The following is a 23786-nucleotide window of genomic DNA, read 5'->3' on the forward strand; positions in this document are numbered from 1 at the left end:
ATAATAAGAAAATCAGTCGATACCTGTCCCCCGGGAAGGCGGGGGCGATATAACACAGAAAAGGAGTCTCTATGAAGAAATTTATGTCTGAATTCAAGGAATTCATTGCCCAGGGCAATGTGATGGATATGGCCATCGGCGTCATTATCGGCGCCGCCTTCAAGGCCATCATCGACTCCCTGGTAAAGGATATCTTAAATCCCCTCATCGCTCTCTTCACCGGCGATGACTTGAGCAAGCTGTCCGTCAAGCTGGCCGGAGCCCAACTGACCTACGGGAACTTTCTCTCCGCCATCTTGAACTTCCTCATTGTCGCTCTCGTCCTCTTCCTGATGATCAAGGCAGTTGCCAAGGCCAAGCGCGGCAAGAACACATCCGAGGAAGCAAAAGCCTCTGAACCGACCGAAAAGGAATGCCCCTACTGCAAGCGTATGATTCCGATCAAGGCAACCCGCTGCGGATACTGCACAAGCAAACTGGAAGGCTTTCAGGGACAGTAATTGACTGGTCTGAAAACTCAATCCGCTTCATATCGCACTCGAAAGCCCCCATTTCTGCGGAACATCATCCGCAGGAATGGGGGCTTCTTCTGTCTGACCGGCGATCTGCCTGCAGCAGGTCGATCGTCAATTATGGGCTGCCTGAAGCAACTTCTCCTTAAGCTGATTTTCGATACCGATCAACTGCTTCTCTGCATCAGCTCTCTTGGTCTTACCATCCTTCTGAATGCGCATAACCTCATCCAGGGTGGAGATCAACTGGTTATTGGTATGCTGGAGGGTCTCAATATCCACAATGCCGCGCTCTGACTCCTTGGCGGCCTCAATGGTGGCTACCTTGAGCTTATCAGCGTTCTTGCGCAGCAGCTCGTTGGTCATATTGGAAACCTCTCTCTGCGCCTTGGCGGCCTGGGTTGCATGCTCAACGCCAAGGGCAATCACCATCTGGTTCTTCCAGAGGGGGATGGTATTCACGATGGTGGTCTGGATCTTCTCCGCCATCATGGTGTCGGAGGACTGAACCATGCGAATCTGCGGGCCTGTCTGGACGGAAATCGTCCTTGTCAGTTCCAGGTCATAGAGTTTCTTCTCGAATCGGTCACACTGGGCGGCAAGGTCCTTGGCTGCCTGCGCATCCTCGGCAGTTCCGGACTGAGCCGCTTTTGCCTCAAGCTCCTTGAGCTGACCATTCCGCACATCTTCCAGCCGCTTCTTCCCGGCAATGATGTACATGGTCAGTTCCTTGTAATAGTCCAGATTCATCACATACATCTGGTCCAGCATGGCAATGTCCTTGAGCAGGGTCTGCTGGTGCTTCTCCAGCTCCCTTGTGATGGTTCCCACATTGGTCTCCACCTTGGAGTATCTGGTGCGGAGGGTCTCGATCCGGTTCTGAGCCTTGTGGAAGATCCCGAACAAGCCCTTCTCCTGCTCCGTCGCATCGAAATTCTTCAGCTCCCCGATCAGGTTGGTAATCATATCTCCGACCTCACCCATATCCTTATTGCGGACGGAATTTAAGGTCTGCTCTGAGAAAGACGCCATCTTCTGCTGGGTCCCGGCCCCGTAGTTCAGAATGCCGTTCGAATCCGTCAGATCGATCTTGTCGGCAAAAGCCTCTGCCTGGGCCCTCTCCTGCGGACTCAGAATTGAGTCATCCATCTTGACCTCTCCCGGATCTGATGCAAGGGCCATCTGGGGAGCCGCGGGGCCTCCGAAGCTAAGATCTGCTCCCTGGTCCCGGCTTTCTTCTGCCGGTGCCTGGGCGGGAACCTGCGCGGCCGCCTCGGCCTGTGCCGGCTGCTGATTCGTCTGGTTGAATTCCAACTCTGCCATAGTCTCACCTCTCATCTTTCTCTATCATCTCTATCATTTTGCTCTATGATCTTTCAGCAGGCTCTCCCTCTGACGCCCGGGTGGATCCGGAGGCTGTCGCTCCTGCGCTTGTCCCGAACTGAAGTCCATTCTCGTAGTCGCGAATGCTCTGTCCCGACAGGCCATCCTGCTTCATCATCGTCTCCATCACGGAAATATCCGAGCTGACATCAAAGAGAACATTCTGGAAGAGATCGTTCAGGAGCTTCTCAAAGGCGTCATTGATGGTATCCATAGACTCCTCAATTTGCAGCTTGGTCCTCTTGACATTCTCGAGCTGGTCGGGCTGACTGTCAAGTTCAATATAGGCATTTAAGAGCTTCTGAATCGTCGGCAGGTAAAAGTCAATCATGCGGCGGATGTCCCTTGCAGACTCCGGATGCTTCTTCACATTCTCGAAGATATTCTGCATGATCTTCTCCAGCCGGTCCAATTTGGATGTCATGGCATGGTCCGAGATGCGGTCATTGGCCTGTCTGACATTTCTGATATACTTCTCTCCCTCCCGGGTCAGCGCGAGAACCTCGCGCTCAGCCGGTGACATGCTTGCCTCCTGCGCCCTCTTGGCCTCGTTCTCCTTCTCCCAGTCAAGATACTGCTGATAGGCCCGGTCCGTCAGGATAATCGTAGACTTATCCTTATCAAAGTGAATCAGAGGAAGGTAGCCCTTCTCCTGCATCTGCTTGAGATTGTTCCTGACCTCTTCTTCATTCTGACCCGCAAGGCCGGCCAGATCTTGAATACTGATTGCTTCCCTGTCCCGAATCAGATTGCCATAACGATGGTAAATATCTACTAATTTACGATCTTTGGCGCCGATGAATGCCATGCGAAGGGAGGCAACGGCGGCGAAGGAGAAGCTGAGTCCTCCTATAAATCCGACCGGTCGAATCGCCGGAATCAGCATAAGTGTAAAGAACATAATGGAGAGGAAGAGAAAGAGTCCAAAGCCAGACCATCCGAAAATCTGCTTGCCCAGACCGGTCATCTGTGAGATATCTCTGGCCAGAAAATTGTTCTTGCGGTCAGAGACGCCTCCGAAGACCCGGTTGACCTCCGTTCGAAAGTCGCTGTTCCCGAAGACCCTGGAAGCGCTCTCCTGGACCTTCCTCGCGGCCTGCCCGATCTGACCGTCTGCCCGCATGGAAGAGGACACCGAAGAGGCCACCTGTCTGGTGGCCTGGTTAACCGTCTTTGAGATATCGGATGTCAACTTGGAATAGTCACCGCTGTTCAACGCATAATTGACAGAGTCTAAGATGTCCTGACCCGCATTGATCAGATCATCGCTGCTCTTGCGCTTTTCCATAAGTATCTCCTGTCCCCTTCGGCTCATTCTTCTCTGCGATAAGACGGCTGCCTAAGAGAGCCGCAAACTACAGTTACTATTCTATAATAAGCCCCTTTTTACCGCAACTGCTGATCTCCCGGGAGACGCCATCAGCCCTCATCGGCCCTCATCCGCTCCTAGCGGTCCATCTCAGAGACGACTCCGACCGCCTTATGGTCTCTAATGATTCCCTCGATCTCTGCCAGGTCTGTATTCAGCAAATCTCCGGGCACAGTATTCTTGAAAGCCCCCGTGGCATTGCCGTACTCCAGGGCCTTCTGATAGTCTCCCGGATTTGCCAAGAGGCCATAGAGGACACCGGACAGGTAGGCATCCCCCGACCCGATCCGGTCCACAACATCAATGTTTTCGTAGGGAGCTTCCTCATAGAATGTGTCCGTATCCCTGGCATAGATTTTGGATCCGAAGTTGTGTCTCTTTGGAGATAAGACCTTCCGCTCGGTCGATGCGACAAGGCGGATGGGGTATTCTCTCGTGAAGGACTTCATAATCTCCTTGACATCCCCCTCCTTGCCGAAGGTTAGGCGGGCCGTCGAGTCAGAGCAGAAGAAGATATCCACGTAGGGCAGAATCTGTTCGATGCAAGCTTTGGCCTCCTGCCCACTCCAGAGATTTCCCCTGAAATTGACATCAAAGGAAATAAGCGCTCCCGCCTCCTTAAAGCGCCTGATAATCTCAATGGCATTGGTTCGGATCTGCTCTCCCAGGGCGAGCGTGATGCCCGAGACGTGAAAGCAGCGGGTGCTCGTGTATATTGCGGGCGGCAATTCTCCGATATGCAGTGTCCGAAATGATGTGTCCATTCGGTCATAGACGATCCGGGGCTTTCTCGGATAAGCCCCGTACTCGTAATAATAGACACCCAGGCGGGCTTTCTTGTCATGATCATAGACTAGGAAATCGTCACTGACTCCGCTCTGACGAACCCGCCGCTTGATGAAATCGCCCAGATCATTGGCCGGGAGTTTTGAAATGACCCCCGTGCGGAGTCCCAGCATAGCAACGCCGGCGGCCACGTTCATCTCTGCGCCGCCGGCAGTCCGCAGCATGATCTCCCCCCCGTTCAGGCGCTCATTGAGGGCCGGAGTCAGGCGCAACATAATCTCTCCCAGGGTCAGTAGATCAAAAGACTTGTTCTCACACATGTGTGTTCCTTTCTGCCTGCGGCATAGGCTTATTCCCTCAGCATCACTCTCTGATCGCCTCGAATGCCTCTGCAAGGTCCTCAATAATATCGTCAATATGCTCTGTTCCGATTGACAGGCGGACCGTGTTGCCCCGAATGCCGATCTCGGCCAGGTCCTCTCTGGAGCTCTCCGAATGCGTCGTTGAGGCGGGGTGGATCACAAGAGATTTGACATCCGCGACATTTGCGAGCAGGGAGAAGAGCTTCAGGCTGTCGATCCAGTCTCTGGTCTTCTTCTCATCCCCCTTGATGTCGAAGGTAAAGATTGAAGATCCCCCCTTCGGCAGATACTTTCTATAGAGAGACTGCTGGACCGGGTCAGAAGAGACGGAGGGATGGCTGATGTGCTCGACCTCCGGACGGCTTTTTAGGAATTCAACCACCTGTAGGGCATTCTCCGTCTGGCGCTCCACGCGAAGAGACAGGGTCTCAAGCCCTTGCAGGAGAATCCAGGAAGAGACGGGGCTAATGCAGCCGCCCTCGTCGCGAAGAAGAATCGACCTTATATAACTTTCGATAACCGCCGGGGCGGTATCCCTTGCAAAGACCAGGCCATGGTAAGAGGCATTGGGCTCCGAGAGCCAGGGCCATCTGCCGGAAGCGTAGTCGAACCTCCCTGCGTCCACGATGACTCCGCCCAGGGTCGTCCCGTGTCCCCCGATGAATTTGGTGGCCGAGTGAACCACAATATCCGCCCCGTATTCGATGGGACGAATCAGGTAGGGGGTCCCGAAGGTATTGTCTACAATGAGGGGTAGGTCATGCTTATGGGCCAGATCGGCCCATGCCTCAATGTCAACCACTTCCCCGGAGGGATTGCCCAGGGTCTCAATATAGAGGGCCTTGGTCCGGTCCCCTATGGAGGCCTCTGCCCCCCTCCAGATCTCCCGGATCTACAAATGTCGTCCGCACCCCGAAGTCCTTGAAGGTGTGCTCCAGGAAATTGGCGGTTCCCCCGTAGATATTATTGGCCGATACCAGGTGGTCGCCGGCCTTGGCCAGGGCCTTGAAGGCATAGGTCACGGCCGCAGCACCTGAGGCAACCGCAAGGGCCGCCACACCGCCCTCCAGGGCTGCGATCCTTCGCTCAAAGATGTCCTCCGTGGGGTTGGTCAGGCGACCGTAAATATTGCCGGCGGCCTTGAGCGCAAACCTGGCCTCCGCATCATCACAGTTATCGAAGACGAATGAGGTCGTCTGGTAGATGGGAACCGCTCTGGAATCCATCACCGGATCTGCCGTCTCCTGTCCCACATGAAGAGCCCTTGTCTCAAACTTCAAATCGCGGTCCTTTAACTCTCTGACTGCCTTCATCGAGTATGATCCTCCTTCAGTTCATGGATTGCTGTATTTACTGAGTCTCACACTAAGATAACACGGGGCTTGTCCCCCGGGTAATTTGTAAATATAAGACTCCGATATAGAAAAACCCTATAATAAAATTCTTCCCGGGCGAGTTCAGATGACATAGTGGTCTGCCAGTTCCTGCCGGCGTTCGACCAGATCTGCCAGTGTGATGCCGTCAACGACGCGATTGACGGCGTCATAGATCTCCTGATAGACCAGGTAAGTAATCTCTTCCGGATGGTCATCCAAGTCGGGCGACGGCGAATCCAGGCCCTCGACCGGGGCCAGACTCCCCTCTGTCAGGCGAAAAATCATGCCGACAGTGTAGTCCTTCGGGTCCTTGGTCAGCAAGTAGCCGCCTCCCGCCCCCCGGACACTGCGGACGAATCCCGCCCGCTTCAAGACGGAAATGATCTGCTCCAGGTACTTCTCGGAAATCTCCTGCCTTCTGGCGATATCCTTGATGCTGACCGGTTCTCCCGTATTGTAGGTCGCAAGGTCGAGCATGAGCCGGAGCGCATAGCGCCCCTTGGTTGAAATCTTCATCTTCCTCTCCCTCCGGTCTCCTCTCGGCCGGTCCTGCTGGTCCTATCTGAACGTCCGCTTTCTGACGGGGCCGACAGAGGATCCCCGGGGCCGCGCTCATCAGCTGCGCTCCGTCAGGTTCGCTCCGTCAGGCCCGGTCTGTCAGATCAATCAGAAAAAAGGGCCGTGGACAGATAGCGGTCACCGGAATCGGGAAGAAGGGCAACAATGGTCTTCCCCTGATAATCCGGCCGGTTGGCAAGCTCAACAGCTGCCTTTAGAGCAGCACCGGAGGAGATTCCCACCAGGGCCCCCTCCGTCTGGGCGAACCGTTTTCCCTCGGCAAAAGCATCCTCATTGTAAACCCTGATAATCTCGTCATAGACCGATGTGTCCAGGGTCTGGGGGATAAAGCCGGCCCCGATCCCCTGAATCTTATGGGGACCCGCGCTGCCCCCGGAGAGAACCGGAGAGTCGGTCGGCTCGACCGCAATAATCCTGACCTCCGGCTTCTTCTCCTTCAAGTATTTCCCGACTCCGGTCAGGGTACCACCGGTGCCGACTCCGGCGATGAAGACATCAATCTTCCCCTCGGTCTGCTCCCAGAGTTCCGGCCCGGTGGTCCTGTAGTGGGCCATTGGATTGGCCCCGTTTTCAAACTGGCCTAAGATGACAGAGCCCTCGATCTCCTTGTGCAGTTCTTCCGCCTTGGCAATCGCTCCCTTCATTCCCCGGCTTCCCTCGGTCAGGACCAGCTTAGCCCCGTAGGCCGTGAGCAGCTTGCGGCGCTCGACGGACATGGTGTCGGGCAGGGTCAGGATGGCCTGGTAGCCCTTTGCCTTGGCAATTGCCGCGATGCCGATTCCCGTATTCCCGGATGTCGGCTCGATAATGGTCGCATTCTCTCTTAACAGTCCCTTCTCCTCCGCATCCCTGATCATCGCCTCGGCAATCCGGTCCTTGACGGAGCCGGCCGGGTTAAAGTACTCAAGCTTTGCATATACCGCCCCCTCTGTGACACCGGCAGCTCTGCTGTAGCGGCCGGCCCGCAAGAGAGGGGTCTGCCCGATTAACTCCGTGATACTGTCGCATATTTTTCTCATGATTTCCTCCTCTTCTCTGTCTCTATTTTATTCCTAGTAAATTAGTATATTTACTAGGAATTTCTTTACATGCCTATTTTATGTCCTCTTCTCCGTCCAAGTCAACCATTTTCTCAGAAAGGCTCCGCTTAATCCAGAACCTGATTCTTAAAGGCCTCAAGCTCCTGCACATAGCGCTGTCCCATGGGTGAGAGTGCGATCCCCCTTCGAATCAGATAACCGACCCGCATGATCTCGCTGCTCTTCAACCTGACCGCAGTGTAGTCACTGCCGTTTAGGTCCTCGCAGATCAGGCCTGAGCAGAGGGTGTAGCCGTTCAGGCCCACCATGAGATTGAGGACGGTCGCCCGGTCATTGCATTTGATCACCTGTTTGTAGTCGTAGGTCGAAAGGACCTCCTCTGAGAAATAGAAGGAATTGAACTGGCCCTGGTCAAAAGAGAGCAGGGGGTATGGATCCAGTTCCTGCAGCTTGATGGACTCTCTCCCCGCCAGAGGGTGGTTTTTAGACATATAGACATAGATATGACAGTCCATGAGCGGATTGAAGACCAGATCATTCTCCTTGAAGAGCTTGGTCAGGACCTTGCGGTTAAAGTCATTCAGATAGAGAATTCCTATCTCGGATCGGAAATTCTTGACATCGTCAATCACCTCCGAGGTCTTGGTCTCACTGATTGCGAACTCATACTTGTCCATGCCGAACGCGCGGACCGTATTCACATAGGCCTGCACGGCGAAGGTGTAGTGCTGGGCAGAGACGGAGAACTTGGTCTTGACCTGGTCCTTGGTCACATAGCGGGACTCAAGAAGCTCATACTGTTCTACCACCTGGCGGGCATATCCGATAAACTCCTTGCCCTCCGGCGTAATCTGAATTCCCCGGTTGGTCCTCCGAAAGAGGTCTGTGCCGATCTCCTCTTCCAACTCCTTGATTGCCGCCGACAGGGAGGGCTGGGAGATAAACAGTTCCCGGGAGGCCTCATTCATGGAACGGGCATTCGAGACGGCAATGGCGTAGCGAAGCTGGGTGATGGTCATGGCAGAGATTCTCCCTTCTGTTTTCTTCTGTTCTCTTTATTCTCTTCTGTTCCCGCGGCTCACCTGGCAGGACCCAAAGTGCTTATAGACTATGTTGACAGACCCTCTAAGTCAATAGGAAACGCCTGATCCGCATAAGAATCTCAAAGACCCAAAGAGCAGGCAGATAAAAAGGGAGCTGACCTCTCCCTCTCCTCTGCGCAGGCGCTCTTGGAGTGGGAGAGATCAGCTCCCCTCTTTTATTCTTCAAAGCCAGCCAAAAGACAAGCCGGCCGATCTCCCTTCCCGAAGATAAATCACATCAGCTTGCGATACATGGCGATGACATCTTCCTTTGTCACCTCTCGGGGATTTCCGGGGCAGCAGGCGTCAGCCAGGGCATCTGCGGCGAGGATCTCCAGGTCCTCCTCCCTGATTCTGTCATTCTTCTGGGGAATCCCGACATCCTCTGAGAGCTGTCTGACCGCGGCGATCGCCGCATCCCTGTACTCCTCCCGGCTCATGGAGTCGACTCCTAAGACGCCCATGACCCGGGCGATCTCCCGGTACTTATCTCCGGTGTAATCGCGATTGTACTCCATAGACAGGGGAAGAAGCTGAGCACAGGCCATGCCGTGGGGCGTGTCGTAGTGGGCAGACAGGCAGTGGGCCATGGAGTGATCAATACCCAGTCCCACGTTGGAGAAACCCATGCCCGCGATATACTCTGCCATGGCCATTCCCTCGCGTCCCTCGGGCTCATTGTTGACAGCGGCGCGCAGATTCTGCCCGATCAGCTTGATCGCCTCCAGATGGAACATATCCGTCAGCTCCCAGGCTGCCTTCGTGGTATATCCCTCGATGGCATGGGTCAGGGCATCCATGCCGGTGGCAGCAGTCAGGCCCTTGGGCATGGAGGACATCATCTCCGGATCGACGACCGCAATTGCCGGGATGTCATTGGTATCAACACAGACGAACTTCCGCTGCTTCTCTACATCTGTAATGACATAGTTGATGGTAACTTCTGCTGCCGTCCCAGCCGTGGTCGGAACAGCAATGGTCGGAACCGCATGATTCTTGGTGGGAGCGACTCCCTCCAGAGACCGGACATCCTCGAACTCGGGATTGCTGATAATCACGCCAATTGCCTTGGCCGTATCCATGGATGATCCGCCGCCGATCGCCACAATCATATCCGCCTCGGCCTCGCGGAAAGCCTTGACCCCCTCCTTGACATTTTGAATGGTGGGATTGGGCTTGATGCCGTCATAGAGACTGTAGGCGATTCCGGCCTCCTCGAAGAGGTCCGTCACCTTGGCTGTCACCCCGAACCTGACCAGATCGGGATCCGAAGTGACAAAGATCTTCCGATATCCGCCTCTTTGAATCTCGGGGACAATTTCTCGAATTGCCCCTGCCCCGTGATAAGAAATGTTGTTTAATACGATCCGATTTGCCATATATGAGCCTCCTTTTCCTCTCCTCTTAGCTGCTCTGCCTGTTCTCATATTTCCTGTATATCTTACAGGCCACCGGCCTGTATCGGACGGTTTACCGGTCTGTATCGGACGGTTTGCTGACCTGTGTCGGATAGATCACCGGCCTGTGTCAGGCGGGTCAGCTGCCCATAGGGACGGGCATCCATCCCCTGCATCTCCCTCAGAGATCTCCGTATTTCTTCTCATAGAGGAAGCGCTCGGGAAGCTCTACCCCAAAGGCGTCCGCCAGCTGGCGGAACTGATCCGGCTGGATGGTCTGCCGCTTCTTGGGCGTCATGGACAGGACCTTGACCAGGATCTCCGCAGACTTCTCAACCGTGTGCATGAGACCAAAGGTGGAGTCGAAGTCCTCTCCGGCTGCGAAGATTCCATGATGGGCCCAGATCGCCACATCGTACTTCTCCATCAACTCAGAAGTTGCGATGGCGATTTCTCTTCCGCCCGGAACCATCCAGGGGACGACGCCGATCCCATCCGGGAAGACAACCGGGCACTCCGTGGCCATCTCCCAGAGTTCCCTGGTGAAGGCCTCGGATGCCAGGGGCAGGACGAAGGTCAGGGCGATGGTGTTGGCCGGATGACAGTGGTAGATCACCCGGTATTTCCCATTCGTCAATTTCTTCTTGACCTCATGATTCATCAGGTGGGAGGGAAGTTCTGAGGTGGGTCTTCCGCCGCTGGCCAACCCCCAGACAATCCGGTAGTTCTCTCCCTTCCCGTCGATCTCGATCATAGCCATGGTATCCTGGGGATGGATGATCAGATTGCGCAGATACTTGCCGGATCCTGTCACAAGGAAATACTCCCCGGCCAGGTCAGAGACCTTGGTGCCTATGGGCTCCCATTCCCGTGGATCAAGGTCCTCACGGACCAGGTCTACCTCCTCGGGCTTGACCCGATAGGTCAGATTGCCGCCATTTCTCTCGTGCCAGCCCTGTTTCCACCCGTCATCTCCCATATGGATAAATCCGTTGACGAACTTCGCATCCAAGAAATTCATACTCTCTCCTGTCCTTTCCTTCCCAACTTGTCTTGACTTAGAGCCGGGTCCCCCTTAACCACGAAGAGCCAGGACCTCTCTCTCATAGCGCTCGACCTCATTATACCAGGACCGGTCAGAGATGACATTCTCCTGCCTGCAATACTCCTCCCAGACAGCACCGAAATCGAAGAGCTTCAATTCCTCCTGCATAACCATGAGCTTGGTGAAGTTCTCCTCATCCTGCAGGTCCTTTAACATCTGATTGGGGAGAACCATTGCATTGAGGAGGGCCTTCTGCCAGTTCCTAAAGCCGGTCGTCCAGGCGGAAATACGGTTGATCGAGGCATCGAAGAAATCCAGGGCCATATTGACCCGGCCCAGGGCATCATTTCTTACTATCTCCTTGGCCATCTCCCGGGTCTCATCGTCGAAGAGGACAACATGGTCCGAGTCCCAGCGGACAGGCCTGGTAATATGGAGGGCGAATTCCGGATAGAAGCAGAGGAGGGCCGGAATCTTGTCGCTGACCATCTCGGTCGGATGATAGTGACCGTTATCCATCAGAGGCATGCATTTATCCGGATGGGCGGCCGCAAACGAGAGGGTAAATTCAGCAGACCCCACCGTATAGGATTCGACACCGATGCCGAATACCTTGGACTCGACGCAGGGCTTTACCTTGGCAAAATCATAGGGTTCGGAGAGAATCTGTTCAATCGAATCCCTGTAGCGCATTCTCGGCCCCATCCGGTCGGCCGGAATATCTTTGAACCCGTCCCCGGTCCAGATGTTCATGGTACATGGAAAACCGGTCTCCTCCGCAAAGTAGTTGGAGATGCGGATGCAGGCCTTGCCGTGCTCAATCCAGAAGTTGCGGATCTCTTCATCGCAGGAAGAGAGGGTCAATCCCTTGGCCATGGGATGGCTGAAGAAGGTGGGATTGAAGTCCAGGCCGATCTTGTGCTCCTTGGCGAAGTCGACCCACTTCTTAAAATGCCTGGGCTCGATCTTGTCCCGGTCCACCCATGGATTCTCCTCATCGAAGACGGCATAGCTTGCGTGCACATTGATCTTCTTGGTGCCGGGAGTCAGCTTGAGCACCTCCTCGATATCGGAGAAGAGTTCCTCCGGCGTTCTCGCCCGCCCGGGATAGTTGCCGGTGGTCTGAATGCCGCCGCTTAATCCTCTCCCCTTCTGGTCAAATCCAAGAACATCATCCCCCTGCCAGCAGTGGAGGGAGACGGGAACGGATTTTAAAGTCTCAATGGCCTTGTCGGTATCAACGCCCAACCCGGCATATGCCTCCCTTGCCGCCTCGTATCTTGCGCTCATATTTGCTCCTTTCCTCTCTTCTTTCGCAGCCCGTCCTATCAATTACGGTCTCTGTATGATTCTGCGTCTCTATATCATGCCTCTGTATATCCCTATGTCTCTAGGGCCGGTAGTGCTTGATCTCGAAGGACTTCCCAACCAGGGCTCTGGCCGCCCTCAGATCCTTCAGATCACCGAAACAGATCATCTGGGCCAGGATATTCCCGATTGCGGTGGCCTCAACCGGGCCGGCCAGCACCTCTCTTCCGGTGGCCTTTGCGGTCAGCTGATTCAGAAAATCCGCATTGGCTCCGCCGCCGACCACATGGATCCTGTCATAGGAGACGCCGTTGATCTCCTCCAGCTCTCTGATCGTCTTCCCATAGCAGGCAGCCAGAGAATGATAAATGACACTGGCCAAGCCGCCAATCCCCCGGGGAACTTCCTGCCCGCTCTCCTCGCAGGCCCTCATAACCTCCTCCGCCATATTGGTCGGGGCCAGGAAACGGGGATCATTGGCGTCAACAATCGACCGGATCTCCTCCCTGGCGGCGAGCTCGCAGATCTCCCCGAAGCTCATCTCCGGGGCGATTTCCCTGCGGACAGACTGAATCATCCATAGACCCATGATGTTCTTGAGATAGCGGAAGCGATACTCATATCCCCCCTCATTGGTCAGATTGGCAGTCCTGCTCCTGGCAGAGCAGTTGGCCTCAGCCAGTTCCGTTCCCATGAGAGACCAGGTCCCGGAAGAAATATAGAGAAGCCTGTCCTCCTCCCCCGGTACCGCCATGACCGCAGAGGCGGTATCATGGCTGGCCGGCAGAACGACCCTGCAGTTATAGCCGACTTCTTCCCTGACATCCGGGCGGAGGTCTCCGATACAGGTCCCGGGCCGGGTCATGGGTTGGAAGAGCCGCCTCGGATAGGCCAGTCGGTCGATCAGATCCCAGTCCCAGTCCTTGGTCCTTGGGTCTACCAGCTGACTGGTTGTTGCATTGGTGTACTCCTGCGCCCTGACGCCTGAGAGCAGGAAGTGAAAGTAGTCCGGAATCATCAGCATGGCGTCCGCCCGGTTAAGAAGGGCGGGACGCATCTTCCGGTCTGCGGCAAGCTGGTAAATCGTGTTGAAGATCTGCTTCTGAATTCCGGTTCTGGCATAGAGCTTGTCCTCAGAGATGGTCTCATAGACCTCCCTGTCTATGCCTTCCGTCCTCCCGTCCCTGTAGCCGTAAGCCTCTCCAAGTTGCTTTCCCTCGCTGTCAATCAGGACATAGTCGACCCCCCAGGTGTCAATGCTGACAGACTCCGGGATCTTTCCCGCCTCCTTGCACTTGGCCATTCCCTGCTTGATCTCCGCAAAGAGTCGGACCGGGTCCCAGGTCAGGTGCCCCTGTCGTTTGGTCATGCCATTGGCAAAGCGGTGGATCTCCTCCAGCTGAATGGATCCGTCCTCAAGATGGGCCAGAATATGGCGGCCGCTGGAAGCTCCGATGTCAACCGCCAGATAGTATTTGCTCATCGACCCCCTCCTTTCTATGCCTCCATCCTATCCTCGAAACGGCAACAAAAAAAGGACAGCTTTTGTGTGAAAACTGTCCTTATTTGTGCGTCCTTTGCCGGTCGGTCAGGGGGAACCCGTGGGTGCAATCCCGATCCTGTGGCTCAGCCGATATGCCCTGGGCGTCTCCCCCATCTCCTTCTTGAAGAGTCGATAGAAATAAGACCGATTTTCATAACCCACCTTAAGGCCGATTTCGTCCACCCGCATGGAGGTCTGGGTCAGGAGGTAGGCTGCCTGCTGCAGACGCTTGGTCTGAACGAGCTGCGTGTAGTTGCGGCCGGTCAGCTGCTTGATCTTTCTTGACAGCCAGAAGAAGTCATAGCCCAACTCTTCTGCCAGGTCCGCCAGATCTCCGTCCACGTAATGGTCCTCGATATAATTGAGTATTTCCAGCTGCAGGCTGGCTCTTCTCTTGCCCGGCTCAAAGCGGATCCGGTCAGAGTAATTGACCAGGTTTAGGAAGAGCAGGCCCATAGCGGCCTGGTTGATCGCCCTCTGGTTGGCCTCATGCTTCCAGAGACTCCAGATCAGGTTCTCGAGCAGGTTTTGAATGGGCAGGATATCCGCCACACGAAAATGCAGATAAGAGACCTCCGACCGCCCCTGGAGGGCATTGACCAGGAAATTCCTGAGGGGGCTCTCCGTCTCTCCCAGCATGCGAAGACCCTCGTCGAAAAATTGGGGCAGGACGATGAAATTGACAGCAATATCCTCCTCTCCGGCCGGAAAGAGTTCCTGCCTGGCCTTCAGTGACAGGAGGAGCAATTCTCCCTCCTTTAAGAGGATGTCATCCCCGTCCACGACATGGTGAGATAGGCCCTGGCACATATAGACCATCTCGATATAGTTATGGCGGTGGGGGGGAAAATAGGCAAAGCGGGTTGACGGGCGGACGGTGATCAGACGGCCCCGCTCCAAGAGCTTGGCCGCATCAACCATATCTGCCTTCCTGCTTGTATAGATATCCGAGTCCGGGCCCTTGCCCGCAAGAATCCCCTCTTCCTCCGGGCTGATTCGCCGCAATTCATCCAGGAGCTGCTGATTCATCTCTCTCCTCTGTCCCTACCAGCCATGGTCTGAGCTGTCAAATCCCTGTCCGCCGGGAGCCTGGCCGAAACGAGCTTATTTTAGGTCGTAGCTCTCTCCGCTTAGGGGCTCTTCCACCCGGATGTGGGCATAGGGGTGACCGTAACCATTTACCGTCTGCCGCCCCGACAAGCGGCCCCCGTCCTGGCAGAACTCATAGATATCCACCTTGCCCCGCCGATAGTCGAAGTCCTCGCCGTTGTCCCTGTAGTGGCGGTAAGCCCCCTGCCCCGGGAACACCTTTAAGATCAGGCGGTCATACTCCCGCTCTCCCACATACTGCATGACTTCCCAGTTGGGAATAATTGCCCCGGCCCTGGCGAAGATGGGCAATTGATCCAGGTCTGCTTCAACCGCGTGATAAGAAGCTCCCTCATAGGGCCTGCCGCTGAAATAATCGTACCAGGTCCCTGCGGGGAAGTAGACCAGCCGCCTGGTCTTCCCCTCCTCCAGGATGGGAGCTGCCATCAGGTTCTCTCCCACCAGAAACTGGTCATTGATCTTAAAGACATTGGGATCATTCGGATAGTGGAGAACCAGGGGCCGCATGACCGGAAGTCCTGTGAACTCGGTCATCCGGCAGAGATCATAGAGGTAGGGCAGGATCCGATAGCGCAGTTCCACATATTTCCGATAGATGTCCATGATCTCGTCCCCAAACTGCCAGGGCTCCTGGAAGAGAGAGAACATGGCGGAATGGTTTCGGAAGAGGGGAGAAAAGACCGCCGCCTGGACCCAGCGGACCAGCAGTTCTCCATTGGAATCTCCTCCGAAGCCTCCGATATCCGTTCCTGCCAGAGAGAAGCCGGACAGGCCCAGATTGCAGAGCTGGGGCACCATCAGCTGCAGATGCGACCAGAGAGACTGGTTGTCGCCGGTCCAGACCGTGGAATATTTCTGACCGCCGGCGTAAGTGGCTCTTGTGATGACAAAGGGCCGTTTCCCATTGGCCTCCTTAAGCCCCTGATGGCTGGCCCTGGACATGAGCTGACCGAAGACATTGTGCATCTTTGCGTGCGTCGCCTTCCGATCCTCATCGTGGAAGACCACATCCGGGGGAAGCTCCCCGCGAAAGGAGGCCGGCTCATTCATATCGTTCCAGCAGGCGTCAAATCCCCAGTCTGTCAGAATCCTCTCCTTATCCGCCCACCAGTCGCGGACCTCCCTGCGGCCAAACTCCGGGAAGACGGCGTCACCGGGCCAGACGGCATTGACATAGACCTTGCCCTCCCGGTCCCTGGCGAAATAATCCCCCTTGACTCCCTCATCGTAGACAAAATAGCCCGGATCCTGCTTGACTCCCGGATCAATGATGGGGACGGCATGAAATCCCCTTTGGTGCAGGTCATCCAACAGGTCCTGCGGTCTGGTCCCGTAGTTGGCCTGATCCCAAGTGAAGACCCGGTAGCCGTCCATGTAATCGATATCAAAGTGGAGGGCATCGCAGGGGATGCGGTAACGGCGCATCTGATCGGCGATCTCCCGGAATTTGCGGGCGGAGTCATAACCCCAGCGGGACTGCTGGTAGCCAAGAGTCCACAGCTGCGGCAGGGGCTGACGGCCGGTCAGCTCCGTGTAGAGAGAGACCAGGCCCACCATGTCGGGGCTGTAGAGGATATACTCCACATGATTGCCCCCATCCGCCTGATAATAGTAGATCTGAGAATGATCCCGCCCCAGATCGATATGGGACCGGTAGCTGTTGTCGTAGAAGAATCCCAGCATCCCCTCGTCTCTACGGACAATGAGAAAGGGAATGGACTTGTAGAGGGCAGGCACCTGCTCGGTGTGGGCCAGGGGGATATCCGTATTCCAGTTGTCAAAGGCATAGCCCCGCTTGTCCAGAAATCCGGTCTTGTCGCCCAGTCCGTAGAAGTGCTCATCCGCATGCAACTCGCGGGCCACAAGAAAGGCAGGCGTCCTCTCGATCTGCTCCAGGGGATTCTCGTGCCCCTCCTCGTCCATCAGGGTCTTTAGGGCGGAGTCGCTCCCCAAGATCTTCTCTCTGGTCTCGGGCGTCATCCGCTCCGGCCTGATTTGCTCCTTGTCCGCGCTTCTTGCCAGCAGGTGTCCCTTCGCATCATAAATCGCATTAGAGAAGTCGTCCCCGATCACAAGGGAAAGGGCCTTGGTCCTGACAGTCAGCCTGGACTCCGGAAGATCCCCCTCGATCACCGAGAAGTCCGTCTTCTCATGCAAGTCACCCTCCACCGCAAAGGACCTGTCTTCTTCGCTCTCATAGGCCACAAAAAGCTTGAGCAGGTCCTCTCTCAGGACGTCGACATAGGCCTCAAAGTGCTCAAAATGCAGCTTAATCCGTGAGTTCTCCCGCTCATAGGACTGCAAGCGGCCAAGCTGTGGGTTTTTCTGTTTTGCCATGGTGTGATCCTCATCAAGATAGAATTTAAAAAGGCAGAAGTCCCTCAGGACTCCTGTCTCTCATTGTACCACTCCCGGAAGTCGTGTTTGACCCCCTTTTCCTTGTAGGAAATCACCGTCTGTAAATTGACATTCTCTACACTTCTGAAAATGTTTTTCTCCACATAGGGATTCGTCTTCTTCAACTCCCGGATCAGGGCCTTGACCTCATCCCGCTTGGATCCGGCCCGATCTTCGTCCTCGTCCGGTGAGGATTCAAGCAGGCGGCAGGCGCATCGGATGAAGCTGAGATCATTGTAGGCGGCCCAGTGGATGATATCGGCTTCCCGAATCAGATAGAGGGGGCGGATCAACTCCATGCCCTTGAAGTTGGTCGACCGGATCTTGGGCATCATGGTCTGCACCTGTCCCCCATAGAGCATTCCCATCAGGATGGTCTCTATCACATCGTCAAAATGATGCCCCAGGGCAATCTTGTTGCAGCCTAAGTCCCTGGCCTCGGCGTAGAGATGGCCCCGCCGCATGCGGGCACAGAGATAGCAGGGATGCTCTATCTCTTCCTCGGCCACGATATCGTAGATCGAAGAGCCGAAGATATGAATGGGAATTCCGAGCAATCTCGCATTGTCAAGAATCCGCTGCCGGTTCTCATCATTGTAGCCCGGGTTCATGACGAGAAATTCCAGGCTGAAGTTCTGCCTCCCGTGGCGAAGAAGTTCCTGGAAGAGCTTGGCCATGAGCATGGAGTCCTTGCCCCCGGAGATACAGACGGCAATCTTGTCATCGTCCTGGATCATATCGTAGGCATTGATCGCCCGGGTGAACTTGCACCAGATGTCCTTCTTGAACTTCTTGATGATGCTCCGCTCTATCTCACCGGTCCGATCCAAAGAATTAATTGATTCTCGTCTCCTCCCGCCCCTCATACTCTCATCCGAATTCACAGTTCATTCCTCTTCCACATGCTCCAAAGCGGTTCCGATAATACTGGACACGTGCGCGTCCGCCAGCGAGTAGTAGATCTGCTTTCCCTCTCTTCTGGCCTTGATCAGGCGGGTGTTCTTGAGAATCCTAAGCTGGTGGGACACAGCAGGTTGCGTCATGGCGAGTTCCTGCGCCAGATCGCTGACACAGATCTCCCCTGTGCCGAGGGCACAGAGGATCCGGATCCGGGTGATATCACCGAAGACTTTAAAGAGCTCAGCCAGGCTTTGCATGGACTCTTCCTTGATGTCAAAAGCTTTCATAACAGACCTCATGGAGACCTTCTACAGTTTCTTTACAAAGAGTACTCGAATTGCGTTCAGAATACAAATAACCATCACTCCCACATCCGCGAAGATCGCAAGCCACATATTTGCAATACCGAAAGCCCCTAAGACCAGACAGGTCAGCTTGACTCCGATGGCGAAGATTAAGTTCTCATAGACAATCCGCATGCATTTTTGCGCAATGCGGATGGCCTTTGCAATCTTCAAGGGGTCATCGTCCATCAGGACCACATCTGCGGCCTCAATGGCGGCATCTGACCCCATGGCTCCCATGGCAATGCCTATATCGGCCCGGGTCAATACCGGAGCATCATTGATTCCGTCGCCGACGAAGGCAACCATCTCCTTCTCCCTCTTCTCGGAAAGGATCTCCTCCAGGGCAGCCACCTTATCCTGGGGCAGAAGCTCGGCCTTCACCTCCGTAATGCCCACCTGTCCGGCGATATTCCCGGCCACGCGCTCCTCATCCCCGGTCAGCATCACAAGCCTTCTCACGCCAAGGGACTTAAGCCTTGCCATTGCCTCCTTGGAGGACTCCTTGACTCGGTCTGCGATCAGAATATGGCCGGCATAACGGCCGTCCACAGCCATGTGGACAATGGTCCCCACGGAGTGACACTCCAGGAAATTTACTCCCACCGTGTCCATCAGCTTGCTGTTCCCGCAGGAGACCTCATGCCCATCTACCTCTGCGATCACACCCTGGCCCGAGATCTCCTTGACCTCCCCGATGGCGGTATAGTCAATCGGCTTCCCATAGGCCTCTGCCAGAGACTTTGAAATCGGATGGGAGGAGTTGGCCTCTGCATGGGCCGCCAGCCGAAGCATCTGGTCATGGTCAAAGATCGCATGGTGGAGACCGCTGACCTCAAAACATCCCTTGGTGATGGTGCCGGTCTTGTCCATGACAATAGTCTTCACCTTGGACAGGGTCTCCATATAGTTGGACCCCTTGATGAGGATCCCGGAGGAAGAGGCTCCTCCCAGTCCCCCGAAGAAACTTAAGGGGATGGAGACAACAATGGCGCAGGGACATGAGATGACTAAGAGAGTCAGGGCCCGGTAGATCCAGTCGCCCCAGTCGGGTGCAAGTCCCATGACAAGGCGCACGACAGGGCCCCCAAACGCCAGAGCCAGGGCAGAGTACACAACCGCCGGAGTATAATATCTGGCGAACTTGGAGATGAAGTTCTCGGATCTGGACTTATGGGATGAGGCATTCTCTACCATGTCTAAGATCTTGGAGGCGGTGGACTCCCCGAATTCACAGGTCGTCCGGATGGTCAGAAGCCCGGACTGATTGATGCATCCGGACAGGACGTTCGAACCGGGACTCACTTCTCTTGGGACAGACTCCCCGGTCAGAGCGGCCGTATCCAGACTGGAAGTCCCGTCCAGGACGAGTCCGTCAATGGGGATTTTCTCGCCGGGCTTCACGAGGATCTCAGATCCGATTTCCAGCTCCTCCGGATCCACCTTCTCTGTGGATCCGTCCTCCCGCAGGAGGTTGGCGTAGTCCGGGCGGATATCCATCAGGGCCGTGATATTCTTCCGACTCTGACCGACAGCGACACTCTGAAAGAACTCTCCGATCTGATAGAAGAGCATTACCGCCACGCCCTCGCGAAAATCCCCCAGGGCCATGGCTCCGATCGTGGCCACTCCCATGAGCAGGGCCTCGTCTAAGGGGTGTCTTTTGACAACATTGCGAAAGGCGCTCTTGATCACGGACCAACCCAGAAGGAAATAGGGGATCAGATAGAGTCCCCTGCGGACATACTCCCATTTTCCCCCCGGAAGGGGAAGGAGGGCAATCACAATCCAGAGGAGGCCCCCGATCAGAATATTTCTGAACGCCCTCTGCTGTTTATGACTCAAGTCACGGAAATAACGCATAAAGCTCTCCCTCGGCGAATCAGAAGTAAATCTCGCAGTCATCCTCTACGTCCTTGCAGCTGGCGAGAACCAGGGGCATAACCTGTGCGGGGTCTGCCCCCTCTTCGAATTCTATCTTCATCTTAAGCATCATGAAGTTGACCGTGGCTCTCTTGACTCCGGGTGTCTTCTGCGCCGCCTCTTCCATCTTGTTGGCGCAGTTTGCGCAGTCAACTTCAATCTTGTAGGACTTTGTCATGATAGGCTCCTCTCCTCGGATGAATCCGATCTGTACTCTGCCTGTTCCCTCCTTCAACACACAAGTCATCAAGTAAGCCCGAATCCCTTTTCGGATTTATATATGCTTATATGCTCATGTGTTTATATTTAGATGATACTTGCTTCCCAATGACCTGTCAAGCAGAAAATCTCATCCCCTCTCCGAAGCCCTTGCCGCTTTGTATTTCAAGCTCTTTGGCCGAAATATGCCCACAAAACATACGCCTTCAAAAAGAAAAAGCCCCTGAATCAGGGACTTTCAAAGAAGCAAGACACGGGAGTCGAAACCGAGAAATCAATTTACTCCTAATCCAATTCAGTGGATTATTTTGTTCCCAATTTTTGAGCCAAGGCCTCCTGGAGAATTTGAGAGAAGTTGAACCCTAAAGCGGTTGCCTCCTCGTTCATCCAGGCAGGAATCGTGCAATTCTTTTTAACGGCGTGATTTCGGTACTTTAGACGATATGCCGCAACGTCTGCGTCAATATAGGTAAGCATAGCATCCGTAAAATTTGTTTCTTCGTCTGCTCTTTTCGCGGCACATGCAATGGCAGCTTGTGCCGATGAGGGGGAAGGGACCGGTTTATGCTCGTCTTGCAAAGACATGACGAGCAGACTGATTGCGTCCCTGGCCATAGAAATCGCATCATATTCATCTTTGCCCTCCGTCATAATATCCAAATCCGGGATATAGGCCAGATATGCATTATCATACTGTTTGATTAGCGTTGGATATATCACTTTATTTTTCATGGCATCCTCCTGATTTTATACTATAAAGAAATAGCCCCTATCAGAGCCCCCATTTTTTAAGAATTGACCTGGCCAGACTTTCATTCACTTCTCTATGTCTTGGAATGATTTCTCGATCTGCTCTCCTCGCTTATTGTCTTTATTTTATGCGCCTTTTATGCGTATGTCAATTGCTCTCACATACAAACATGGCCTCCTTTCAAGGAAGCTTATTGATGATGACATGAAAAGGCTTTTGACTGCTGCTACATTTAATATTTTCAGACCGTGCCGACCGAGAAAATGCTGGGATTCATATCATTTTAGATGACTCGATTTCAAAACATGACCTTCAAAAAGAAAAAGCCCTTGAAACAGGGGCTTTTACAAAGCAAGATACGGGAGTCGAACCCGCCTCCTCAGCTTGGGAAGCTGATGTACTACCGATGTACTAATCCTGCATGTCAGTTGACATAGTTATTATACTCATTTGACATAGCAACTGCAATCATAAATTCATTCACACCGCAAGACCGGATGATATTTCGGAGGATCCCTCCCCCGGAATCCTCCTCTGAAATCCTTTTACTCTGAAATCCTTTTTCTCTGAAACCCTTTTTCTCTGAAATCAGATCTCTTCTGTAGCCCGGATCCGATCCAGGAAATTCTTCAGGATCCGTCCGGTCGCCCCCCAGATCAGGTGGGGACCGAAGCGATAGAAGGGCATGGACTGTTTCCTTCCCTTCCAGCCATAGGCATGCCCGATCAAATCCAGGAATCCGTCATCCGGGACCGGCTTCATAGAGACACTGTGCATGACCGGCTCTGCCGCAAGCAGCTCCGAAAAGGACAGGCTGAAGACCTCCTCCACCTCATCTCTCGAATAGGTCCCCTCATAATCCTCCAGTCGGACCAGGAAAGCCCACATGGGACCGCCGCTGGGCCCCAGGGTCCCGTCCAACTGGGTCAGCAGATGTATCCGGTCCGCAGAGATCAGAAGTTCCTCCGAGCACTCCCGGACCGCCGCTTCGGCCGGGCTCTCCTCTCCCTCGATTCCGCCGCCGGGGAAGCAGATCTCCCCCGGCTGGGCCAGCAGATTGGATGATCGGACTTCAAAGAGGATGCCGGGTCCATTCTCCGTCTCTACCAGGGGAATTGCCACTGCGGACTCTCTCTCCCCCTCAAAGCCCAGGAGTCTGGGCCGTTCCTTGGACCATCGGTCAAGAAAGAGGTCCTGATGCCATGTCTTCATCTGATTGCCCGCCTGCTCACTCTACCAGATCCGCCAGATCCAGGATCAGCTTCTCTGTCTTGTCCCAGCCCAGGCATGGATCTGTAATCGACTTTCCATAGACCCCGCCATCGATGCCCTGGGCTCCGTCCTCGAGATAGGATTCAATCATGAGGCCCTTCACAAGGCCGCGAATATCCGTATTGACGTGGCAGGAGTGCATGACATCCTTAGCAATGCGGATCTGCTCCAGGTATTTCTTCCCGGAGTTATTGTGATTGCAGTCGACGATGATGGATGGGTATTTGAGATTCCCCTGGTCCTCATAGAGGTCTGCGACACGACGGAGGTCCTCATAGTGGTAATTGGCGTGGTTCATCCCGAATCGGTCCACATAGCCGCGGAGGATGACATGGGCATAGGGATTCCCCGGGGTGCTCACCTCCCAGCCCCGGTACTGAAAATCATGCCCATGTTGGGCTGCGATAATCGAGTTCATCATAACGGAGAAATCACCTGAGGTCGGATTCTTCATGCCGACAGGGATTCCGAGTCCCGAGGCCACCAGGCGGTGGTGCTGGTCTTCCACTGACCTGGCTCCGATGGCGACATAGCTGAGCAGGTCGGACAAGTAGCGGTGGTTCTCCGGATAGAGCATCTCTTCCGCGCAAGTAAAACCGGTCTCCTCGACCACCCGCATATGCATCCTTCGGATTGCGAGAATACCGGCCAGCATATCCTCCGGCTTGTGAATATCCGGTTGATGCAGCATGCCCTTATAACCGAGTCCGGTCGTCCTCGGCTTGTTCGTGTAGACCCTCGGGATCATGAGAATCTTGTCCTCCACCCGATCCTGCACCCTCTTTAGGCGAATCATATAGTCTAAGACCGCCGACTCATTATCCGCAGAGCAGGGGCCGATCACCAGCAGAAGCTTATTCTTCTCTCCCCGCAAGATGGCAGCGATCTCCTCGTCCCTCTTTTCCTTATCTCTCGCCCTTTCGGATGAGAGGGGAAACTGCTCCTTGATCTCCTTGGGAATGGGCAGCTTCCTGCGAAAATTCATATCCATATCCATGGTTATATCTCCTCAATGATAGTTCTGCTTCACATGCTCTTGGCAGTATCTTGATCCTCTCCCTATTTCAGGCAGGGCTTAGCGCCTCCAA

At 54.6% G+C, this 23786-nt stretch carries 20 protein-coding genes, 1 tRNA gene and 1 pseudogene; 1 reads left to right on the forward strand and 21 read right to left on the reverse strand.

Features of this window, described 5'->3' with window-relative positions:
- Positions 1-71: 71 nt before the first annotated feature.
- Complete coding sequence (gene mscL, locus ACO5R6_RS04485) at positions 72-500, forward strand: large conductance mechanosensitive channel protein MscL (protein WP_485625992.1); 429 nt, start codon at positions 72-74, stop codon at positions 498-500.
- 126 nt (positions 501-626) lie between these two features.
- Here the strand turns inward: mscL and ACO5R6_RS04490 are convergent, their stop codons facing one another.
- The 21 genes and pseudogenes from ACO5R6_RS04490 to ACO5R6_RS04590 all read right to left on the reverse strand — a co-directional run bounded on the left by ACO5R6_RS04490 (position 627) and on the right by ACO5R6_RS04590 (position 23695).
- Complete coding sequence (locus tag ACO5R6_RS04490; protein WP_485625993.1) at positions 627-1835, reverse strand: toxic anion resistance protein; 1209 nt, start codon at positions 1833-1835, stop codon at positions 627-629.
- Positions 1836-1878: 43 nt separating this feature from the next.
- The gene (locus ACO5R6_RS04495) at positions 1879-3183 is read right to left on the reverse strand and encodes a 5-bromo-4-chloroindolyl phosphate hydrolysis family protein (protein ID WP_485625994.1); all 1305 of its coding nucleotides are present in this window, start codon (positions 3181-3183) and stop codon (positions 1879-1881) included.
- Between the two features lie 158 nt (positions 3184-3341).
- Entirely contained in the window at positions 3342-4370 is a 1029-nt protein-coding gene (locus tag ACO5R6_RS04500) for a sugar kinase (RefSeq protein WP_485625995.1), read from the reverse strand.
- Between the two features lie 43 nt (positions 4371-4413).
- Positions 4414-5725, reverse strand: a pseudogene (locus tag ACO5R6_RS04505) (O-acetylhomoserine aminocarboxypropyltransferase/cysteine synthase family protein).
- A gap of 144 nt (positions 5726-5869) precedes the next feature.
- Positions 5870-6304, reverse strand: coding sequence for an RrF2 family transcriptional regulator (locus ACO5R6_RS04510; RefSeq protein ID WP_485625996.1), 435 nt, complete (start codon positions 6302-6304; stop codon positions 5870-5872).
- A 146-nt stretch (positions 6305-6450) separates the two neighbouring features.
- On the reverse strand, positions 6451-7386 hold the full coding sequence (gene cysK / locus ACO5R6_RS04515) for a cysteine synthase A (protein WP_485625997.1): 936 nt from the start codon (positions 7384-7386) through the stop codon (positions 6451-6453).
- Positions 7387-7514: 128 nt separating this feature from the next.
- Positions 7515-8426 carry a LysR family transcriptional regulator gene (locus ACO5R6_RS04520; protein WP_485625998.1) on the reverse strand — a complete coding sequence of 304 codons (912 nt, stop codon included), beginning with the start codon at positions 8424-8426 and terminating at the stop codon, positions 7515-7517.
- Between the two features lie 296 nt (positions 8427-8722).
- A complete protein-coding gene (gene fucO / locus ACO5R6_RS04525; protein ID WP_485625999.1) occupies positions 8723-9868 on the reverse strand; it encodes a lactaldehyde reductase in 1146 nt (381 codons plus the stop codon).
- Between the two features lie 199 nt (positions 9869-10067).
- Positions 10068-10907 carry a rhamnulose-1-phosphate aldolase gene (rhaD, locus tag ACO5R6_RS04530; RefSeq protein WP_485626000.1) on the reverse strand — a complete coding sequence of 280 codons (840 nt, stop codon included), beginning with the start codon at positions 10905-10907 and terminating at the stop codon, positions 10068-10070.
- A gap of 54 nt (positions 10908-10961) precedes the next feature.
- Complete coding sequence (locus ACO5R6_RS04535) at positions 10962-12221, reverse strand: L-rhamnose isomerase (protein WP_485626001.1); 1260 nt, start codon at positions 12219-12221, stop codon at positions 10962-10964.
- Positions 12222-12321: 100 nt separating this feature from the next.
- The gene (gene rhaB / locus ACO5R6_RS04540; RefSeq protein WP_485626002.1) at positions 12322-13722 is read right to left on the reverse strand and encodes a rhamnulokinase; all 1401 of its coding nucleotides are present in this window, start codon (positions 13720-13722) and stop codon (positions 12322-12324) included.
- Between the two features lie 105 nt (positions 13723-13827).
- Complete coding sequence (locus ACO5R6_RS04545; protein ID WP_485626003.1) at positions 13828-14811, reverse strand: helix-turn-helix domain-containing protein; 984 nt, start codon at positions 14809-14811, stop codon at positions 13828-13830.
- Between the two features lie 75 nt (positions 14812-14886).
- Positions 14887-17229: a glycoside hydrolase family 31 protein gene (locus tag ACO5R6_RS04550; RefSeq protein ID WP_485626004.1), complete on the reverse strand. Its 2343-nt coding sequence runs from the start codon at positions 17227-17229 to the stop codon at positions 14887-14889.
- 44 nt (positions 17230-17273) lie between these two features.
- The gene (locus ACO5R6_RS04555) at positions 17274-18155 is read right to left on the reverse strand and encodes a tRNA 2-thiocytidine biosynthesis TtcA family protein (protein ID WP_485626015.1); all 882 of its coding nucleotides are present in this window, start codon (positions 18153-18155) and stop codon (positions 17274-17276) included.
- Positions 18156-18176: 21 nt separating this feature from the next.
- Positions 18177-18476 carry an ArsR/SmtB family transcription factor gene (locus ACO5R6_RS04560; protein ID WP_485626005.1) on the reverse strand — a complete coding sequence of 100 codons (300 nt, stop codon included), beginning with the start codon at positions 18474-18476 and terminating at the stop codon, positions 18177-18179.
- Between the two features lie 21 nt (positions 18477-18497).
- Positions 18498-20378 carry a heavy metal translocating P-type ATPase gene (locus ACO5R6_RS04565; protein ID WP_485626016.1) on the reverse strand — a complete coding sequence of 627 codons (1881 nt, stop codon included), beginning with the start codon at positions 20376-20378 and terminating at the stop codon, positions 18498-18500.
- Positions 20379-20415: 37 nt separating this feature from the next.
- The gene (locus ACO5R6_RS04570; RefSeq protein ID WP_485626006.1) at positions 20416-20634 is read right to left on the reverse strand and encodes a cation transporter; all 219 of its coding nucleotides are present in this window, start codon (positions 20632-20634) and stop codon (positions 20416-20418) included.
- Positions 20635-20978: 344 nt separating this feature from the next.
- Positions 20979-21407, reverse strand: a complete 429-nt coding sequence (locus ACO5R6_RS04575; protein ID WP_485626007.1) for a type II toxin-antitoxin system HicB family antitoxin — start codon at positions 21405-21407, stop codon at positions 20979-20981.
- Positions 21408-21776: 369 nt separating this feature from the next.
- Positions 21777-21847, reverse strand: a tRNA-Gly gene (locus ACO5R6_RS04580).
- Between the two features lie 167 nt (positions 21848-22014).
- Entirely contained in the window at positions 22015-22638 is a 624-nt protein-coding gene (locus ACO5R6_RS04585; protein ID WP_485626008.1) for an NUDIX hydrolase, read from the reverse strand.
- Between the two features lie 16 nt (positions 22639-22654).
- Positions 22655-23695: a 3-deoxy-7-phosphoheptulonate synthase gene (locus tag ACO5R6_RS04590; RefSeq protein WP_485626009.1), complete on the reverse strand. Its 1041-nt coding sequence runs from the start codon at positions 23693-23695 to the stop codon at positions 22655-22657.
- Positions 23696-23786: the final 91 nt, after the last annotated feature.

It is taken from the genome of Shuttleworthella sp. (assembly GCF_057251025.1).

Coding starts and splice junctions, on each gene's coding strand:
- mscL (WP_485625992.1), top strand. CDS start 72: ATGAAGAAATTTATGTCTGAATTCAAGGAATTCATTGCCCAGGGCAAT.
- ACO5R6_RS04490 (WP_485625993.1), bottom strand. CDS start 1,835: ATGGCAGAGTTGGAATTCAACCAGACGAATCAGCAGCCGGCACAGGCC.
- ACO5R6_RS04495 (WP_485625994.1), bottom strand. CDS start 3,183: ATGGAAAAGCGCAAGAGCAGCGATGATCTGATCAATGCGGGTCAGGAC.
- ACO5R6_RS04500 (WP_485625995.1), bottom strand. CDS start 4,370: ATGTGTGAGAACAAGTCTTTTGATCTACTGACCCTGGGAGAGATTATG.
- ACO5R6_RS04510 (WP_485625996.1), bottom strand. CDS start 6,304: ATGAAGATTTCAACCAAGGGGCGCTATGCGCTCCGGCTCATGCTCGAC.
- cysK (WP_485625997.1), bottom strand. CDS start 7,386: ATGAGAAAAATATGCGACAGTATCACGGAGTTAATCGGGCAGACCCCT.
- ACO5R6_RS04520 (WP_485625998.1), bottom strand. CDS start 8,426: ATGACCATCACCCAGCTTCGCTACGCCATTGCCGTCTCGAATGCCCGT.
- fucO (WP_485625999.1), bottom strand. CDS start 9,868: ATGGCAAATCGGATCGTATTAAACAACATTTCTTATCACGGGGCAGGG.
- rhaD (WP_485626000.1), bottom strand. CDS start 10,907: ATGAATTTCTTGGATGCGAAGTTCGTCAACGGATTTATCCATATGGGA.
- ACO5R6_RS04535 (WP_485626001.1), bottom strand. CDS start 12,221: ATGAGCGCAAGATACGAGGCGGCAAGGGAGGCATATGCCGGGTTGGGC.
- rhaB (WP_485626002.1), bottom strand. CDS start 13,722: ATGAGCAAATACTATCTGGCGGTTGACATCGGAGCTTCCAGCGGCCGC.
- ACO5R6_RS04545 (WP_485626003.1), bottom strand. CDS start 14,811: ATGAATCAGCAGCTCCTGGATGAATTGCGGCGAATCAGCCCGGAGGAA.
- ACO5R6_RS04550 (WP_485626004.1), bottom strand. CDS start 17,229: ATGGCAAAACAGAAAAACCCACAGCTTGGCCGCTTGCAGTCCTATGAG.
- ACO5R6_RS04555 (WP_485626015.1), bottom strand. CDS start 18,155: ATGAGGGGCGGGAGGAGACGAGAATCAATTAATTCTTTGGATCGGACC.
- ACO5R6_RS04560 (WP_485626005.1), bottom strand. CDS start 18,476: ATGAAAGCTTTTGACATCAAGGAAGAGTCCATGCAAAGCCTGGCTGAG.
- ACO5R6_RS04570 (WP_485626006.1), bottom strand. CDS start 20,634: ATGACAAAGTCCTACAAGATTGAAGTTGACTGCGCAAACTGCGCCAAC.
- ACO5R6_RS04575 (WP_485626007.1), bottom strand. CDS start 21,407: ATGAAAAATAAAGTGATATATCCAACGCTAATCAAACAGTATGATAAT.
- ACO5R6_RS04585 (WP_485626008.1), bottom strand. CDS start 22,638: ATGAAGACATGGCATCAGGACCTCTTTCTTGACCGATGGTCCAAGGAA.
- ACO5R6_RS04590 (WP_485626009.1), bottom strand. CDS start 23,695: ATGGATATGGATATGAATTTTCGCAGGAAGCTGCCCATTCCCAAGGAG.